This is a genomic window from Halobacillus litoralis (genome assembly GCF_009856415.1).
In the GTDB taxonomy this organism is placed as follows: Bacteria; Bacillota; Bacilli; order Bacillales; family Halobacillaceae; genus Halobacillus; species Halobacillus litoralis_C.
Genome location: NZ_WMEZ01000004.1, coordinates 79368 through 96216, shown reverse-complemented (window position 1 = coordinate 96216; position 16849 = coordinate 79368). Strand labels below are relative to the sequence as shown.

The 16849-nt window shown below is 42.8% G+C and carries 16 protein-coding genes; all 16 read left to right on the top strand.

Features of this window, described 5'->3' with window-relative positions; all coding sequences use genetic code 11:
* The first annotated feature begins 46 nt into the window (after positions 1 to 46).
* The 16 genes from GLV98_RS12255 to GLV98_RS20275 are packed head-to-tail and all read left to right on the top strand — an operon-like array spanning position 47 to position 16846.
* Positions 47 to 403, top strand: coding sequence for a hypothetical protein (locus GLV98_RS12255; RefSeq protein ID WP_160915564.1), 357 nt, complete (start codon positions 47 to 49; stop codon positions 401 to 403).
* Positions 378 to 2030, top strand: a complete 1653-nt coding sequence (locus GLV98_RS12250) for a terminase TerL endonuclease subunit (protein ID WP_160915886.1) — start codon at positions 378 to 380, stop codon at positions 2028 to 2030. The genes GLV98_RS12255 and GLV98_RS12250 overlap by 26 nt, the downstream gene beginning before the upstream one ends.
* Positions 2031 to 2042: 12 nt before the next feature.
* The gene (locus GLV98_RS12245; protein ID WP_160915562.1) at positions 2043 to 3176 is read left to right on the top strand and encodes a phage portal protein; all 1134 of its coding nucleotides are present in this window, start codon (positions 2043 to 2045) and stop codon (positions 3174 to 3176) included.
* The gene (locus GLV98_RS12240) at positions 3173 to 3922 is read left to right on the top strand and encodes a head maturation protease, ClpP-related (RefSeq protein ID WP_160915560.1); all 750 of its coding nucleotides are present in this window, start codon (positions 3173 to 3175) and stop codon (positions 3920 to 3922) included. Before GLV98_RS12245 ends, GLV98_RS12240 begins: the two co-directional genes overlap by 4 nt.
* On the top strand, positions 3919 to 5136 hold the full coding sequence (locus GLV98_RS12235; RefSeq protein WP_237417129.1) for a phage major capsid protein: 1218 nt from the start codon (positions 3919 to 3921) through the stop codon (positions 5134 to 5136). Before GLV98_RS12240 ends, GLV98_RS12235 begins: the two co-directional genes overlap by 4 nt.
* Entirely contained in the window at positions 5084 to 5401 is a 318-nt protein-coding gene (locus GLV98_RS12230; protein WP_337193750.1) for a fibronectin type III domain-containing protein, read from the top strand. Before GLV98_RS12235 ends, GLV98_RS12230 begins: the two co-directional genes overlap by 53 nt.
* Positions 5402 to 5422: 21 nt before the next feature.
* Positions 5423 to 5638, top strand: coding sequence for a hypothetical protein (locus GLV98_RS12225; protein WP_160915556.1), 216 nt, complete (start codon positions 5423 to 5425; stop codon positions 5636 to 5638).
* Between the two features lie 14 nt (positions 5639 to 5652).
* The gene (locus GLV98_RS12220) at positions 5653 to 5955 is read left to right on the top strand and encodes a hypothetical protein (protein WP_160915554.1); all 303 of its coding nucleotides are present in this window, start codon (positions 5653 to 5655) and stop codon (positions 5953 to 5955) included.
* A complete protein-coding gene (locus GLV98_RS12215) occupies positions 5924 to 6289 on the top strand; it encodes a head-tail adaptor protein (protein WP_160915552.1) in 366 nt (121 codons plus the stop codon). The genes GLV98_RS12220 and GLV98_RS12215 overlap by 32 nt, the downstream gene beginning before the upstream one ends.
* 16 nt (positions 6290 to 6305) lie before the next feature.
* Positions 6306 to 6668 carry a hypothetical protein gene (locus GLV98_RS12210; protein WP_160915550.1) on the top strand — a complete coding sequence of 121 codons (363 nt, stop codon included), beginning with the start codon at positions 6306 to 6308 and terminating at the stop codon, positions 6666 to 6668.
* On the top strand, positions 6658 to 7074 hold the full coding sequence (locus GLV98_RS12205) for a hypothetical protein (RefSeq protein WP_160915548.1): 417 nt from the start codon (positions 6658 to 6660) through the stop codon (positions 7072 to 7074). The genes GLV98_RS12210 and GLV98_RS12205 overlap by 11 nt, the downstream gene beginning before the upstream one ends.
* Positions 7074 to 7661 carry a phage tail protein gene (locus tag GLV98_RS12200; protein WP_160915546.1) on the top strand — a complete coding sequence of 196 codons (588 nt, stop codon included), beginning with the start codon at positions 7074 to 7076 and terminating at the stop codon, positions 7659 to 7661. Before GLV98_RS12205 ends, GLV98_RS12200 begins: the two co-directional genes overlap by 1 nt.
* Positions 7662 to 7717: 56 nt before the next feature.
* Entirely contained in the window at positions 7718 to 8239 is a 522-nt protein-coding gene (locus GLV98_RS12195) for a hypothetical protein (RefSeq protein ID WP_160915543.1), read from the top strand.
* Between the two features lie 14 nt (positions 8240 to 8253).
* The gene (locus tag GLV98_RS12190) at positions 8254 to 11598 is read left to right on the top strand and encodes a phage tail tape measure protein (RefSeq protein ID WP_160915541.1); all 3345 of its coding nucleotides are present in this window, start codon (positions 8254 to 8256) and stop codon (positions 11596 to 11598) included.
* Between the two features lie 4 nt (positions 11599 to 11602).
* The gene (locus GLV98_RS12185; RefSeq protein WP_160915539.1) at positions 11603 to 13093 is read left to right on the top strand and encodes a phage tail domain-containing protein; all 1491 of its coding nucleotides are present in this window, start codon (positions 11603 to 11605) and stop codon (positions 13091 to 13093) included.
* A gap of 12 nt (positions 13094 to 13105) precedes the next feature.
* Complete coding sequence (locus GLV98_RS20275; protein WP_160915537.1) at positions 13106 to 16846, top strand: phage tail spike protein; 3741 nt, start codon at positions 13106 to 13108, stop codon at positions 16844 to 16846.
* The last annotated feature ends 3 nt before the right edge of the window (positions 16847 to 16849 follow it).

Below are 16849 nucleotides of genomic sequence, written 5' to 3'. Positions count from 1 at the left end.
AAAAACATTTTTGGCCTTTTCGCACGTGAGAGGGGGGTGGGGGGTGATGGCAAAACCTAGTAAAGATAAACAGAATGAAATGATCCAGCAAGAAATAGACCGGTTGAATGCGATTGTGATTGATATGCCGGAAAATGTTCGAGAAGCTGTAAAGGAATTAATTGAACGACTGGCTTTCATGACAATTCAATTGGAAATTTTAGAAGACACCATTAAGGTAAAGGGGCCAACCTACACTTATAAGAACGGTTCTCAAAAAATGTTGATAGAAAATCCTGCTCAAAAATCGTACAACACCACAATGAATCGATACACGGCTGCTTATGACAAACTGATAAAACTCGTGGAGATTTCATTAAAAGATAACCCTGGCGATGATGAAGATGACCTCGAAGACATATAAGTATCATCCGTATATCGATGATTACATGCGAATGGTTGAGCAGGGAGAAATTGAAGCTTGCGAGGAGCAAAAGCAGCTGATGGAATTTTTGAAGTGGAAGCTGGATCAGCCTGGAGTTGTCATCGATGCAGAAGCTATTGAGAAATCAATTGAAAAACCGGCGCCTTACTTTTTCGAGTTGCTACCCTGGCAACGATTCTGCAACGCATTCATATATGGAGTTCGATACGAAGACGGTCGTTTAATGTTCAACCGTTACTTTTTAGAGCTCGGTCGAGGTGCTGGTAAGAATGGATACATTTCTTATAATAGTTTCTACATGACCAGCAATCACCATGGGATACAGAGATACGACATTGATATTGTGGCCACTTCTGAAAAGCAAGCAAAAACATCGTTCGAAGATGTGTATGATGTCTTGGATGACCCTTCTTCGCAAAAGAAGATGAAGAAAATTTTTTATTATTCCAAGATGCTTATACAGCACCGTAAGACGAAGTCGAAATTGGAATACAATACATCCAATGCCCGAACGAAGGATGGTAAACGTTCAGGAGCGGTAATCTTTGACGAAATACATGAATATGAGGATTACAGCAATGTCAAAGTTTTCACTTCTGGTTTAGGTAAGAAAAAAGACCCTCGCACCTTCTACATCACGACCGATGGGTATGTGAGGGGCGGTGTTCTAGATGACTTGAAGGAAGAAACTAAGATGGTGTTGAATAAGGAGCTTCCTGAATCCACACTCTTTCCATTCATTTGCAAACTGGATCACGAAGGTGAAGTGGATGATCCGTCGAAATGGGAGAAAGCGAATCCTTCATATCCATATCTGGAGCACCTTCAACAAGAAATGAAGCAGGAATATCATGATATGCAAATCAACGCCTCCCTCCGGCTTGAATTCATGACGAAGCGAATGAATTGTCCTCAAGCAGACGTAAGGAAAGAGGTGGCCACTTATGAAGACCGTTTAGCAACTGAACAACCATTTCCAGAAGAGATTACAGGAGCAGAAGCGATCGGTGCCATAGACTTTGCTGATATCCGAGATTTCTGCTCGGCTGGAGTCTATTTTAAACATGAGGGAAAAAGATATTGGAAACAACATACTTGGATTCATCACTTAGCTCTGAAGTTGCAGGACATCAACCCTGAAATCATCGACCTCGCTAAAGAGAAAGAATTGTGCAGTATTGAATTTGGAAAGTCTATTGACCCGGACAAGGTTGTGAACTGGTTCATTGATATGCTGGACACTTTCCATATTAAAAAAGTTGTTATGGATAAGTACAGGGCAGCCATTTTAAAACCAAAACTGGAAGAGGCGGGATTCGAAGTAGAAATCGTACGAAAAGGCCCTGCCACTCATGCAATGCTATCCCCTCTGGTGGATGATATGTTCATCAATCAGACGATTGTATTTGGTGATGATCCTTTGATGCGATGGTATGTGGGCAACGTCTACAAAGATGAAAAAGGAAACGGCAATATGGAGTATTGCAAGATTGATAAGGACAAGCGGAAGACCGACGGGTTTTTCGCTTTTTTACATGCGATTGTTTGTGATGACGAATTAGAAGAAGCGCAAGATTTAGGACCGATGGATGTAATCGTCTTTTAAGGAGGTGAGGATTTGGGATTAAAAGAGCTATTTGGATTCACGAGTACGGACGACGCAAACATAAAGGAAATTTGGGTGGATCTTGGGGTTGAATATCATTATAAAAACTTAGCTATCCAAACCTGCATCAACCTGATTGCGAATACACTGATCCGATCGAAGTTTCGAACTTATGAGAGTGGACAAGAAGTTAAAAAGCATAATCATTACCTTTTCAATGTACAACCAAACCAAAACCAGAATAGCAGCGAGTTTTTTCATGAGTTCATATCCAAGTTGGTCTTAGAGAACGAATGCCTGGTAGTCATGCAAGACCGTCAATTGTATGTTGCCGACTCTTTCAATATCACAGAGCTTGCTTTGTACGAAAACAGGTATAGCGATGTAGTTATAAAAGAGTACCAATTAGGAAGGTCTTTTAATGAAAGTGAAGTCTTCCATTTCCGTTTGAATAACGATCGAATAAAGAGCGTCATTGATAGCATGTACTCAAGCTATGGGAAGTTGTTGTCATCATCTATCAATTATTACAAGAGGTCCAACGCTTTGAGGGCGAAGCTTAAAGGTGCTGGCGCTCAGTCACAAAAGACGGAGGATCATAAGAAACGTGAAGATATGTTCTATGAACAAATGGAGCGATTCATGACAGCTGAAAATGCTGCCGTATTACCTTTACAAAATTCTTTAACCTACGAAGAAATTGAAAGCAAGGGACAAACCAGTCGGGATGTTCGAGCTATTGTAGATGACATCATCGACTTCGTAAGTATGGGATTCCATATCCCAAAAGGACTGATCAAAGGGGACCTAGCGGATGTTGAAGGACAAACGGACAATTTTTTGATGTTCTGCATCGAACCAATCGCCGAGCTTCTGGAAGATGAAATTAATCGGAAGTTTTACACCAAAGATGAATACTTGAAACGAACATACCTGCATATTGACACGTCACTAATTAAATATGTGGACCCAGTGAAATTAGCGAGTGCTCTTGAAAAGTTCTTATCATCCGGTACACATTCGGTGAATGATAACAGGCGGATGCTCGGAAAAGAGCCAATAAATGAGGGGTGGGCTGATGAATATTTCATCACTAAAAACTATGAAGAGGTCAAGAAATTCCTGAAAGGGGGTGAGGATGAATGAAGAATGTGAGTCTTAGAAGTGTTTTTGCTTCACTCACACTTGCAAATATGAGTGAAAATGAAACGTTGAAACCTTATCTTGAGAATATGAAAACAGAGTTTAGGGCTGAAGAGAAAGAAGACCAGAAAGAAGCGGATTTATACATCTATGGTCCAATTGGATCTTCTATGTTTGGTGATACCGTCTCAGCTAAAAATGTCATGGACTTCCTGAATAGTACGAATGCAGAAACCATCAACCTTTATATCAACAGTCCCGGCGGTGATGTGTTTGATGGCTTGGCTATTTATAACCAACTCAAAAGGCAGGAGGCGACCGTCAATGTTCATGTGGACGGTCTTGCGGCAAGTGCAGCTTCAATTATTGCCTTGGGTGGCGACAACTTGTATATGCCGAAGACATCCACCTTGATGGTTCACCATGCGTGGACGATTGCGCTTGGTAATGCCAAGGAGTTTCGTAAAGTTGCTGATGATTTGGACAAGATATCAGAGGCCTATATAGCTGCCTATGAAGAGAAGTTCCGAGGCACTCGTCAGGAGCTTGAAAATCTTTTGGATGATGAAACCTTCTTGTCTGCGAGTGAAGCCGTTACGTTCGGCTTTGCTGATCAAGAAATTGAAGAAGAAACACAGAATCGAGATGAACCTGTAAAAAACTCTCTTTTAGCCAAGTACACTGCTAGTGCTAAAAAAACCAAACCCAACTTATTGAACCGTTTTAAAAAAGAGGAGGAAGATGAATGAGCTACAAACAAAAAGAAGTTATGAATGATTTGAAAGCAAAAAGCAAGCATCGCCTACAATTAGGTGATTTGCAGTTTTTTAATGGTGGAGGAGCTGGGATCCAAAACTTGGACCGGGCCGATTTGTCTGGTCGAGAAAAACGAGAAAACTTAGTTTCTGCTCTTGAGTCCGGTGATTCTGAGGAATTTGCGAAAGCCATGGTGAATATGGCTGAAGGCATTCAAACGCAAATCTTGCAAGAAGCTAGCACAATGATGAGCAACCATTTGAATGATGAGCGAGTCCTATCAGATCGAGGTATTCATACGTTGACTTCTCCAGAAAAAGAATTCTACAACGAGGTCATTGACGCCGGTGGTTTCGATGGAGTAGAAAAACTTGTACCTGCGACTGTTATTGATCGTGTGTTTGAAGAGCTGATGCAAGAGCATCCAATTTTAGCTAAAATCAATTTTGTAAATACAACTGGGGTTACGAAATGGGTTCTCAAAAAAGGAGACGTGAATCCAGCTTGGTGGGGTAAACTTGCGGATGACATTAAGGAACTCCTAGATGATGGGTTCGAAACTGTAGACATGAACCTCTACAAACTTTCAGCTTTCATTCCTGTTATCAATGCGATGCTCGAACTTGGCCCGCGTTGGTTGGATCGTTATGTCCGTACTGTATTGCTGGAAGCTATGGCTATCGCCCTAGAGGAAGCCATTATTTCTGGAACAGGGAAAGACCAGCCAATCGGTATGATTAAAGACCTTAAAGGGTCTGTGGTTGACGGCGTTTATCCAAATAAAACAGCTACACCGTTAGCTGACTTTGGAGTGAAATCATTGTATAAGATTCGCGGGGATCTTTCCAAAGCAGGGAAACGTAAAGTACGAAATATTATCCTTGCAGTAAACCCGAATGACTACAACTACAAGTTGGCTGAGCATGTGGTCTATCGTAATGCAGCTGGTCAATACATGACCAACCTTCCGATTGATGCAACGATCATTGAATCTGTCTCAGTTCCAGAAGGTAAATTAATTGCAGGGATGGCAAAAGATTACTTCATGGGAGTAGGGTCAACCCGAAAAATTAAAAAATCATCAGAGTATCGATTCCTGGAAGACGAAACCGTATATCTCACTCGTATGCTAGCAAACGGTCGTCCTAAGGATAATGATTCCTTCAAAGTCTATGACATCTCTAATATTGGGGCAGAAACTCCCTAATGCGCCCGCAAATCTAACGGCGTCTAATGTGACCGACACTACTGCGGATATCACATGGGATGCTGTTGATTACGAGGCGGGCATCGAGCAGTATGAAATCTATCGTGACGGAACAATGGTCGATACACGAGTTGGGACAAGCTTTGCTGATTCCGGCCTGACAGCTGATACGACTTATGTCTATCAAGTAATTGCTGTGGGGTCCAATGGATTGAAATCGGAACTTAGCGAAGAATTGACTGTGACTACCGTTCCAGCAGTATAAGATGAAAGGAGATAAACGAATATGCCATACAAGGTGATCAACGAATTTACGGATACAGAAAACAAAGGTCATCATTATAAGATTGGTGACGATTATCCGGCTGGTGGTAAAAGGCCTACGGCGAAGCGGATCAAGGAACTGTCTGAAGAACACCCGAAGTATAAACGGGCATTTATTGAAAAAGTTGATGAAGAAAAAGAAAAGACGTCTAAGGCAAAGCCATCTTCTAAACAATAGGAGGTGGTTTCTTTATGACTGATGAAAACTTAAGATCTGAGCTTAAGGATTACTTGAAAATCACTTGGACGGAAGAAGATGCCGAACTTCTGAGAATAATCAAGCGGGGGAAAGCCTACTTAAAAGGAGCGACGGGTAGTGACCTGAATTTCGCTACCGATTATGAGGCTATACAGCTGTTATTGGATTATGCCCGTTATGTGTACAATCATTCCTTTGAGTTATTCGAAGAAAATTTCGGGGCGGAACTCTTAAAGTTATCTATCCGGGAAGGAGTTAAAGCTCATGAAGAGGCGAATACAGAAACCTCTTCATGAGGTTTTCAATGATGGTTTTCTTCATTATGGAAAAACCACCACCCAAAGGGACCAGTCACGGAGAAGAACGGGAGAGACTTTCTTATCGGAGGGAAAGCTTGCTTTTAAGTTGATGAATGCCAGAGAAGAGGATTACCAAATGGCAGGAGCTTTAGGGCATAGCTTAGACCTCAAAATGAAAACTCATTTCCCTCCTGGTCTCCGGCAAATGAAAAAGTCTGGCTTGAAAATTAAAGTGAATACCATCCTCTATGATGTGATTCAAGTAGATTGGGACGCGAGTAAGAAGTACCTCTATTTTTACCTACAGGAAGTTGGTGACATGGGTGAATGACAAAGTGAAAGCCTATATGATCAAGCAAGAAAATAAATTGGCTGCAGATCTTGAAGGATCCTTTGATTTGCCAGTCTTTGTTGATGAAGCTTCTGAAGATGAACTTCCTGCAGATAACAATTATTTTCTCATTGTTTACGGAGACCTTTTTCAAACCAATACAGAGGGTAATCTTTCTCAAGAGGTTTATGTAGTTTTTATTTCTGAAGACAACCCCCAGATTGAATCACAAAGCATTGATATTGTCACATTAGGAGTTAGGGTAAGTGGATTTGTTTTTAGTAGATCTATCAAAGAAAGAATACAAAAAGGGGAAACAGACGATTTCTTTAACAGGGTGACATTCATTTTCCGTAGGTTGTTGAAGCATGAGCGTTAGATATGAACTCGACTATAGCGAAGTTGAAAAGCTGGAAGAAAAATTTCAGGCTGTGCCGGAGAACATCGAAGCGATCATTAACGGCGTCCTTCATAAGGATGGAACTAAGGTTACGACCGCAGCTATAACAGATGAAATGCCGGTATCCAACCGGACGAAAAAACACGCCAAATATAGCAAGTGGTCCAGAGCCAGTAAGCAAAACCTAGGGTTTACAATCAAGACCAAAGGTGGAGCTTCTAAGAAAAGTGGGAGTTTTGGTTATCTCGTTTTCCCCAACGAAGGTCGGGGCCCTCACAATCCATTGGAGCAACGATTCATGGAGGAAGGATTGGAAAAGTCAACTCCTGAAGTGCTTCATTTATTGAATGAAAGAATAGATCAATATTTAGAGGAGGAATTTTAATGGCAACGATTGTCGAACGTTTTGACCCAGTCACGATTACTAATCTTGGCGTTCAAATGGTCGGAGATGATGGCACGAAAGAAGCTGGCCAGAAATTTGGTGCTGCAGGGTCTCTTGGTGGAGAAACGACCCTGCGGGAAATCATCAAAACTGAAGAAGGCATCGAGGTGGCCAAAAAGGTAAAACCTCAAAAAATGGACCTTACTGTGACGGGTCATGTTCAAGTGTCCGTGCTTAGGGATATTTTCGGATTTAAAACAGATGATCTAAAGCCGGGGGTTTATTCTTACGGTTCGGATTCCAAAGGGAAGCGGTTCACATTAACGGCAGATGCTATTGATGAGTTTGAAGATGTAACGAAGCTCATGGCCTTCCCGAATTGCACAAGTGCTACCGGGTTTGTATTCACCATTGAGAATGGAGCGGATGAAGTTGCTCTGATGGAGCTTACTCTATCCGCGTATCCGGATGACACTAAGCAAATCTATTATGAAGCGCTGATTGATGAATTGGATGACGTGACTATATCTGATACATGGCACACTCAATTCGATCGCACACTAGTGGAATCTACAGCGACGGTTTAATTCAAGGAGTGGGTACTTGCCCACTCTTTTTATTTTTTTGAAAAGGGGCTTGAACGATGGCTAAATATGAACTTATCCAAGTAGGAGAATCTACATACACAGCAGCAATCACCAACTATTCCCTAAGTTTAGGAGAAAAACTACATTTCATTAAAACCTCTCAATTATCTGAACTGGTGAAAATCCCGTATGCCAAGGTAGTTATATACTTAGCAATCCTGGGGGCTAACAAGAACCTCGACCTTCCTCTAAATAATTTCCTCGACGACTACACCCCTGATGATGAGTTAATGATGAAGCATTACAAGAATATCCTTGAAGGATGTTCCAAGACAAAAGATAACAGGTTTGCTGAAGGGTTCCGGAACAGTGTAGATAAAACCAAGGGGAAAGGCCAAAAGACAATATTGAATCCCCAATTGAATATTGAATGTGTCGAAGACCGGTACGTTTTGTACACCTTAGTGTCCGGTATCGACAGTGATATCTTTTGGTACTACCCTATTCCGGATGTGGAGCGGATCTATGAAAGCAAACAAGCATATGACTCATGGAAGAATAGCCCTAAAACACAGTGAGGAGGTGAATTGAATTGGCAAAACGTAATGAAACGCAAGTGTCTTTCAGTGTATTCAATAAAGACTTCAATGATGGTATGAAAGATATGCGGGATGAAAGTAAGCGGCTGAAAAAAGAATTCAAACTGCAATCAGAACAGATGAAAGAAACAGCTACAGCTACCGAAAAGCTTGAATCAAGGGTTAACTATTTAGGAAAAGAACAAGGGATTGTCCGGAAGCAAATTGATGCCACAAGCAATCAATTAGAAAAAGCAAAAAGGACATATGGGGAGAACTCTAACGAAGCAAACAAACTCTCCAATCAGCTGCTTGATTTACGTATATCTGAGCAAAAGCTGGAAAATGCGATAGGCCGGACCAAAACAGAAATAGCTCAACAAAGCCAAGAAATGTCGGAAGCGCGAAATGACGCGAATAAATACCAAAAGTCTTTGCAAGATGTAGGCAGGGAAGCGAATGACTTAGGCGACAAGTTAAGTGCAGGTGTTACTCTTCCTATGGCAGGGATAGGGGCGGCTGCCGGTGCAAGCGCCATGAGTTTGCATGATGCCACACAGTTAATGACAGGATCCCTCGGGGCCACTGGGGCTGAGGCTAGACAGTTGGAAGAGGACATGGAACACGTCTGGTCTGAAGGTTTTGGTGATAACCCTGAAGATGTAGCACGTTCCATGATGATGGTTAAACAAAACATCCAAGGGATCGGCAATGGCAAGGAGCTGCAGCAAGTAACAAAGGATATGCTCACACTTGCCGATGTCACAGAATCGGACATGAGCGAAGCTACCCGCGGTGTCAATCAGCTGATGCATAATTTCGGCCTGACAGCTGAAGAAGCGATGGATCTTTTCGCGAAAGGTCAACAGGAAGGATTAAACTTTTCTCAAGAAATGTTCGATAACATTTCGGAATATGCGCCACTTTTCAAACAAATGGGATTCTCAGCTGAAGAGTATTTCAACATTTTGGCTAATGGAACCAAGAATGGCGCTTACAATCTCGACTATATCAATGACCTTATGAAAGAGTTTGATGTGCGGATCCGAGATGGTTCGGATCGGACAGCGGATGCCTTCGGAAGTATGACTGAAGAGACTCAAGCTCTTTTTAAGGAATTCGAAAACGGAGAAGCTACAGCTGAAGATTTATTCAAGCGAGTGATTCCTGAGTTGGAGGATATGGGCGATCAGGTAAAAGCCAATCAAATTGGTGTAGAGTTATTCGGTACCAAGTGGGAGGATATGGGCGCGCAAACGGTCTATTCACTCGATGAAATGGATGAATCCCTCCAAGGTGTCGACGGTTCCATGAAAGAATTGTCCGAGTCCCAAGAGCAGACATTCAGCCGAGAATTCAAGAAAACACTACGAGACATTCTCAAGGCTCTCGAACCACTTGGGGAAGAATTGTTAGATATTGCCCAAGACATCACTCCAAGAATCCAGGAATTAGCTGAGAGCTTTGCTTCTCTTGATGAGGATACACAAAAGTTTTACTTAACTTTAGCTGGGGGAGCAACTGTTGCTGGACCTGCATTGAAGACTCTAGGTGGGCTGGCTAACATAGCGGGTAATTTATCAACAAACTTCGGAAGAGCTGATGCAGCAGCGGGGAAGAAGGGGCTTGGAAGGACTTTACTTAATTTAGTAGGGCGCGCGGGACCGGTTGGGCTTGCTGTAGGAGGGGTTACTGCCCTTGCTCTTACAATTGCACAATTGTCTCAAAATGAGAAGGAGCTCAATGAAGTTTCATTAGAAACCGCAAATGGTCTTATTAAGCAACACCAAGAAACCGGTAATTTAATTAAACAGTTTGATGAGTTGAGAAGTAGGTCAAAACTTACCAGTGATGAATTCGCTAGGTATGTTGACCTTCAAACTGAGTTACAAGAAGCGTCTAATCCTGAAACAATTGCGGCCATTAAAAGAGAAATGGGGATGCTTCAAGAGAAGTCAGGTTTCACCAACCAAGAATTGCAAACCATGGTTGGTCTTAACGGAAATCTTGTAGAAGCATTGCCCGGAGCTACTCAAACAATTACCGATCAAGGTAATAAAATTGCAGGAACCACAACCGAACTGAACAAGTACAACCAAGAGATTGCTAAAATGGCTACGCTGAAGTTGGAGAAACAGTTTTATAATGCTGCTGAAAATCAACGTCAGTTGTATGCCGATTTAAAGAGTGAGCAACAACAATTAAATACATTAAAATCAAGAGAATCTGAAATAAATCAATTGCTAAATACAAATAGCTCTCAAGAGTTAGTAACAATGAAAAATCAAACGTTGGAAGAGCTAAAATCATTACAAGCACAACAAGCGAGATATAAGTCGGGAACCGAAGAATGGCACTTGCTTCAGGAGAAAATATCTCCACTCCAGAGGCAATATAGCCTTATTAAAGATGGAGAACAAGGACTAAAAGAACAACTTCTCACCTTAAAACAACAAAAGGCCGAACAACAATTAAAGATAGGTGAGACGGAAACTGAAATATCTAAACTAGGTGCTGTTTACGAAAAACTACAACTGAATTACTTGAAGAACGCAGGAATCACCGAAGAAGTTGCAAGACAGGCAGTAAACCAAGGGAATGTCTCCAGTGTTATTGATGATCAAATCTCTAAATTGGAGACTGAGAAACAAAAGCTTCGAGAGCAAACACCCATAAATATGCGGAATACAGATGAATACCTTAATGGTGTCGCCGCCATTGACCGTCAAATTGGAGAGTTACAGACTGCAAGAGGACAAATTAGTGACCTTTCAAGAGACGCAAGGAATTATACAGACGAACTAGGAAAAGACGTATCCAAGAATGTTCAGACGAATTTAAGTCCAAGTGCAGCTTCCTTAAATCGCAGTTTAGGTGAAACTGTTTGGAAAACAGTCTCTTTGAGGTATTCAGGAAGAGCTGGTGGTCATCATGTTCCCAACCAGTATGCTGAAGGTACAAATTTTCACCAGGGCGGCCCTGCAATAGTAGGAGAAGAAGGGCCCGAGTTAATTAGGCAAGGAAATAAATGGTCGCTCCATGATTTTGGATATATTCCTGATTTGAAACGAGGAGCGGATGTATTCACCGCCGATGAAACGAACAAGATTCTCTCTGGTCTTCAAAGGAATTTACCAGGTTATGCGAGCGGTGTAGGAGTGAGTCCAGAACTCTCTCGAAACTTAAACCAGATGAGCACTCAATTGTCATCTACCCACAGCATCCGTAACCAAATGAATTTTGATATCGGTGTAGGTGATGTTGTGTTGGATGGGGATCAAGTGGGTCAAATCATTTGGAAGTCCGTGAAGGATCAGATCGACTTAAATCAGGATATTAAAGATACATTTAGGGGGTGAGAAGATGAAAAGCGATTTAAATTTTAGGATTCTTAAGGATGGTTCAATCACTGATATGCATGATTTAGGAATATGGGTAGAATCCTTTCATATTTTCTCTCCTAATATCACTCGTGAAAAATTGCAGGTAGCTGGACATCCTGGAGCATATCTCTTGGAATCTAATGAAGAGGAAAGACAGGTGTCTATTTCCATGCAAGTTGAAGCCGATTCATTAAAAGCGTTTGATGATTTGAAACATCGAATCTATGAATTATTTTTTAGTAGGGAAGCCTTTGTCATTACCCGAGACCTCACTCCGGATCGTAAAATAAAGGTCCTTCAAGAAGGGGATTATGACATTGATCAAATTACAACAGAAGACGGCAAATTCCAAATTAACCTTACTATGCTTGACCCATACTTATATGGGGATGAAGAGGAAGCGGTGTTCTCGGAGGACACGCTTCCTCTTTACTATGAAGGAACTGCTCCAACGTACCCGATTTTTGAAATTGAGGTTTTAGAAGACATTACTCATTTGGACATGATTAAGTCTTTGGAGGATGAGTTAGAGTTTATGCGCATTGGCCGCCCTCCTATAGCTTCTGAGGAAGAATATGAACGTGAAACTTTGGTACTTCATGATTCCTGTTCAACATTGAATGGATGGACCCAAGCTGGTGCCGTAGATAATGGTTATGTTGATGGGAATTTTATGGTAGAAGGCAATCGGTTTACACCAGAATTGTTTGGTGCAGCGCAAGAACCTTATAAATGGCAAGGCCCCTCTATTAAACGCTCGATTGGCAAAGCCTTGAGTAGCTACAAAATTGATGTTTTAGTGGAGCTCGTAAATGTAGCTAAAGGGACAGGAATGATGGAAGTCTACCTCTTGGACGCAGATAACAATGTCATAGCAAAGATAGGCGTAGAAGATATATGGCGTACCATGGATAAAATTCAAGCGAAGTTCCAGTTGGGGAATGTAGGAGAAGATAGATATCAAGATTACCGTGAACCAGCATATCCTTGGGGGTGGAATAACTTTAAAGGTCTTCTAAGACTATGGAGTCATGATCATTATGAAGGTGGGAAACGCAGGATTCGCCCTTATTTCGCCATGATAGAACCGGACGGAACCCATAACTGGGTTTCATCTAGTGACCTTTATATTGGGCCGCCTGGTAAATATGATAACCCGGTTACACAAGTGCAACTTGCTTCGCGTATTTGGGCGCCTACGAATACCAAGGCTGATATGTACTTTGATGATCTTAAAGTTTATGAAATCAACCCTGCACCTGTAGAAGGGGTTCACTGGTTAGCAAGAGCAGGAGATAAGATAGTGATCGACACGAAAGAAGAAGATATCTTATTAAATGGTGAATCAATCAAAAAGGAAAGGTCTTTAGGATCTGAGTTTTTCTCATTAGATCCAGGGCTCAACATGTTGGTTCAATACCCTCAACAATCCGTTAGGACTAAGATTTTCTATGAACCGGCTTATCGATAAGGAGGTGAGATTTTGGCCAAACGGGGAAACGCACAAATTATCGTGAGAGATATGAAGTCCACGGACATTCTTGATATAGTGTCTAATCGCAAACGTGTGAACTTCTGGAAAGCTTATCATGAAAGAGCACTTGAGAATAATGAAGAAACTTTCTCTTTTCACACTCACACCAACGGTACCAGCAGCCAACACTTTCAAAAGCGTAATCGTCTCATGATTCTTGATCAGGGGAACCGGTACCGTGAATTTATTATTCGCAATGTGAAACAAAATCGTCGAGAAAAACAAGTCTACTCCGTTGCCTCTTTCACAGAAATAAAAAGATCGAAACCTATCATGCCCGGGACCTATGTTGGAGCAACACTGAACAGCATGCTTGATGTTGCCCTCGCAGGGACAGGTTGGACTCGAGGAAGAACGGAATATGCAGGTACAAAAGAATTTGTCATTGAAGATGTTCTTACACCTTTGCAGCTCATACGGAAAATTGAGGATGAGTTCGATCGTGAGCTTGACTTCTATATTGAAACTGATGACGGTAATGCAATCACCGCCAGAAAAGTGGACGCGGTGGAAAAGGTGGAACAATGGCGAGGTCGGGAAATCTCTTCTGGAAAAGACCTCATCCATGCTGAATACGAAGAAACGAACGCTGATGTTGTTACAGCTTTAATTGGACTTGGTCCAAAAAGAGAAGATGGTTCCAGAATCATTGTGGAAGAATTGAATGAATCAGCGAGGCAGATTTGGGGCACCAATGGAGATCATGAATGGGATGTCTATGAAGTACAATCCGATGATACAGAAATAACAGAAGGAGATGTCAGGAAACTAACCAAACAAGAGTTAGAAAAACGCATTGCGGCTAAACTCCAGTATACAGTTGAGGGAGCTGACCTAGAATACATTTTGGGTCGTTCTCATGAAAAGATTCGTTTGGGAGATCAACTCTGGATTAAAGTGACGGAATTTAATCCTGTTTTGTATCTGAAAGCTAGGGTCATCAAAGAAAGGTACCCTATAGATAACCCAAGTCAAAAAACTTATGTTCTTGGTGAATATGTGAAATATAGTCGTGAGACGATTAATGACTTAAAACATTTCTTTCAAAAGCAATTAATTAATAAATCAAGAATTGTTTATTCAGAATCGGCTCCTTTAGATAAAGGAGTCATATGGATTGACACCTCTAACCCTGATCAAGACCTTTGGAAACGGTGGGATCAAGATAAAGGGAAGTGGATGACAGGGCCAGGCGGACCTCAAGGGCCTCAAGGCCCCCGAGGCTTGCAGGGCATCCAAGGTGAAAAGGGGGATATGGGAATTCAAGGCGAACCCGGTGAAGATGGAAAGAGTTCCTATACTCATATCGCCTATGCCGATAGCTCTGATGGACAAGTTAATTTTAGTGTAAGCAATTCGGCTCGGTCTTATATAGGGATGTACGTAGATACTACCCCTTTAGATTCCACAGATCCATCAGACTACGCCTGGTCGGAAATAAAAGGCGAGAAAGGTGACCAGGGAATCCCGGGACCGAAAGGTGAAGAAGGACAGACACCATATTTTCATACCGCATGGGCTGACAGTCCAGACGGATCCGTAAACTTCTCGACGACTGATGCAGCCTCTCGTGAGTATATCGGAACCTACACTGATTACACACAAGCCGATTCGACTGAATATACGGACTATACATGGACACGTATTAAGGGGGATAAAGGTGATAAGGGGGATACTGGTCCGCAGGGGCCGCAAGGTGAGCGTGGTTTACAAGGACCTGAAGGGGATCAAGGTATTCAAGGTCCGAAGGGTGACGATGGTACGAGTTCTTACACACATATTGCGTACGCTGACTCCGCCGACGGCACGGTAAACTTTTCGACTTCGAACCCTGACCGTGACTATATCGGTATGTATGTAGACAGCAGCCCAACAGATTCCACATCCCCTTCGCGTTATAACTGGACTCGTACGAAAGGATTGAAAGGCGACCAGGGTATTCCGGGAAATACAGGCGATGACGGGAAAACTTCCTATCTCCACATCGCTTACGCAATGAACGCTGATGGCTCCTCCGGATTTTCGACCTCGGATTCGACCGGAAAGACTCACATTGGACAGTACACTGACTACATTTCTGCCGATTCTTCCGATCCTTCTCGCTATACGTGGACGAAGATTAAGGGCGAAAAAGGGGACACGGGATCGCAAGGTCCTGAAGGTCCGAAAGGTAATACAGGGGACGCCGGTCCGCAGGGTCCTAAAGGGGATACAGGGTCTCAAGGTCCAAAGGGTGAGCGCGGACCCCAAGGGCCGAACGTTGTTGATGGTAATACATCATTTGGCAATGGTTTTGAGACGGTCGGTAACAACGGTTATGCTACAGTATCGATCCCCGCAAGTAGTGGTAGTCAATGGATGAGAATCGCACGGTTGGCCGGAGGAGGTCGTGCCCATGCCCGATTCATCCTAAGAGACACTACTAGTGGACATCACGGGATAGCAGTATTCGAAGCAGGCGTGCACTACAGCAAGAATCCCTATATCAACTTAACAGCATATGGGCAGTATAGTTCAACTGGATTCACTAACGCTAGGATCGTATACGGAGATACCTATGATGACGCCTATCTGGAAGTATATGTAACCAACGATTCTAGTAGGACACAGACCTTATCATTCTGGATGACCGACAATATCCAACAGCCTGGATGGACGGGACAAAATTGGATCGCGGAGGGCGTGCCTTCTGGATTTTCCACATTCAGTAGAGGCCTTACGGCAGACGACGCAACGCAAGGTACTATTGATCTATGGAGAGCACCAAACACGCTTGAGATTGATGGCGCTAACCTACGGGCAAAAACTGTAACAGCGAACTCAATACTCGTCAATGATTTGTCTTCCATTTCTGCCGATCTCGGTACTGTAACAGCCGGTAATCTCACGACGAACACGTTCATCGATGTAGGAACAAACCTATCCGTAGGTGACACAATCGTTATGGGTTCCGCAGGGGATACCGGAACAAAGGATATCTTGTTCTTCTACGATGAAGACGCTAGGCCTGAAGGTAGTATAGGTAACGTTCTCTATACGTACATCCATGCTTCACGAAGCTCGGGCGGTAGCGAATCCGTAGAGGTGGCTGCTAAGGATGGACTCGACTTGTGGGGAGGAGAGAAGGTACGAATCAATGGAGGACAGCTGGTTATCGGAGATATCGGAGGACTGAACGATTTAATCGTTACTAGCGACACCATTAACATCGATTCTCCTGTCACGGGGTTAAGCGGACGTCTAAACGTATCAGGTCCGATTGATACGCAGGGTGACGTTTACTTCACCAATAACGCCTTAGTATCCGCGGGTACGGGTAGCAACACCGACCACATATGGCACGACGATGGTGAGAACGCCTGGCATATAGTATCCGACGGAGACTATAAATCCCGAGGGAACACGAAGCTGGTTGTAGGTGAAGTTGTAACTACCGGTACTGAAACAGGTTTTTGCGGAATCGGCGCATACAGTCCGTACACTTCGGTAGGTAATATGCTTGCAGGATACGTCGTTCAATTCCGCTGTAAGAAAGACTACGTACCATCGTCCGTTTCGTTGAGTACGAGAAGCACCTACGGGACCTACGAATACACCGCGGATATCACGGAAGATGGCTTCTGGTTCTATATCAAAAACGATAACACGTCCACTAACTACAAATATTGGCGTGGTAACTATACCGTATAAGGG

Excerpts from the sequence above, each read along its gene's own strand:
- GLV98_RS12240 (WP_160915560.1), top strand. The coding sequence starts at position 3,173 with ATGAAGAATGTGAGTCTTAGAAGTGTTTTTGCTTCACTCACACTTGCA.
- GLV98_RS12215 (WP_160915552.1), top strand. The coding sequence starts at position 5,924 with ATGAAGAGGCGAATACAGAAACCTCTTCATGAGGTTTTCAATGATGGT.
- GLV98_RS12200 (WP_160915546.1), top strand. The coding sequence starts at position 7,074 with ATGGCAACGATTGTCGAACGTTTTGACCCAGTCACGATTACTAATCTT.
- GLV98_RS12195 (WP_160915543.1), top strand. The coding sequence starts at position 7,718 with ATGGCTAAATATGAACTTATCCAAGTAGGAGAATCTACATACACAGCA.
- GLV98_RS12235 (WP_237417129.1), top strand. The coding sequence starts at position 3,919 with ATGAGCTACAAACAAAAAGAAGTTATGAATGATTTGAAAGCAAAAAGC.
- GLV98_RS12230 (WP_337193750.1), top strand. The coding sequence starts at position 5,084 with ATGATTCCTTCAAAGTCTATGACATCTCTAATATTGGGGCAGAAACTC.
- GLV98_RS12220 (WP_160915554.1), top strand. The coding sequence starts at position 5,653 with ATGACTGATGAAAACTTAAGATCTGAGCTTAAGGATTACTTGAAAATC.
- GLV98_RS12210 (WP_160915550.1), top strand. The coding sequence starts at position 6,306 with ATGATCAAGCAAGAAAATAAATTGGCTGCAGATCTTGAAGGATCCTTT.
- GLV98_RS12205 (WP_160915548.1), top strand. The coding sequence starts at position 6,658 with ATGAGCGTTAGATATGAACTCGACTATAGCGAAGTTGAAAAGCTGGAA.
- GLV98_RS12250 (WP_160915886.1), top strand. The coding sequence starts at position 378 with ATGAAGATGACCTCGAAGACATATAAGTATCATCCGTATATCGATGAT.
- GLV98_RS12255 (WP_160915564.1), top strand. The coding sequence starts at position 47 with ATGGCAAAACCTAGTAAAGATAAACAGAATGAAATGATCCAGCAAGAA.
- GLV98_RS12185 (WP_160915539.1), top strand. The coding sequence starts at position 11,603 with ATGAAAAGCGATTTAAATTTTAGGATTCTTAAGGATGGTTCAATCACT.
- GLV98_RS12225 (WP_160915556.1), top strand. The coding sequence starts at position 5,423 with ATGCCATACAAGGTGATCAACGAATTTACGGATACAGAAAACAAAGGT.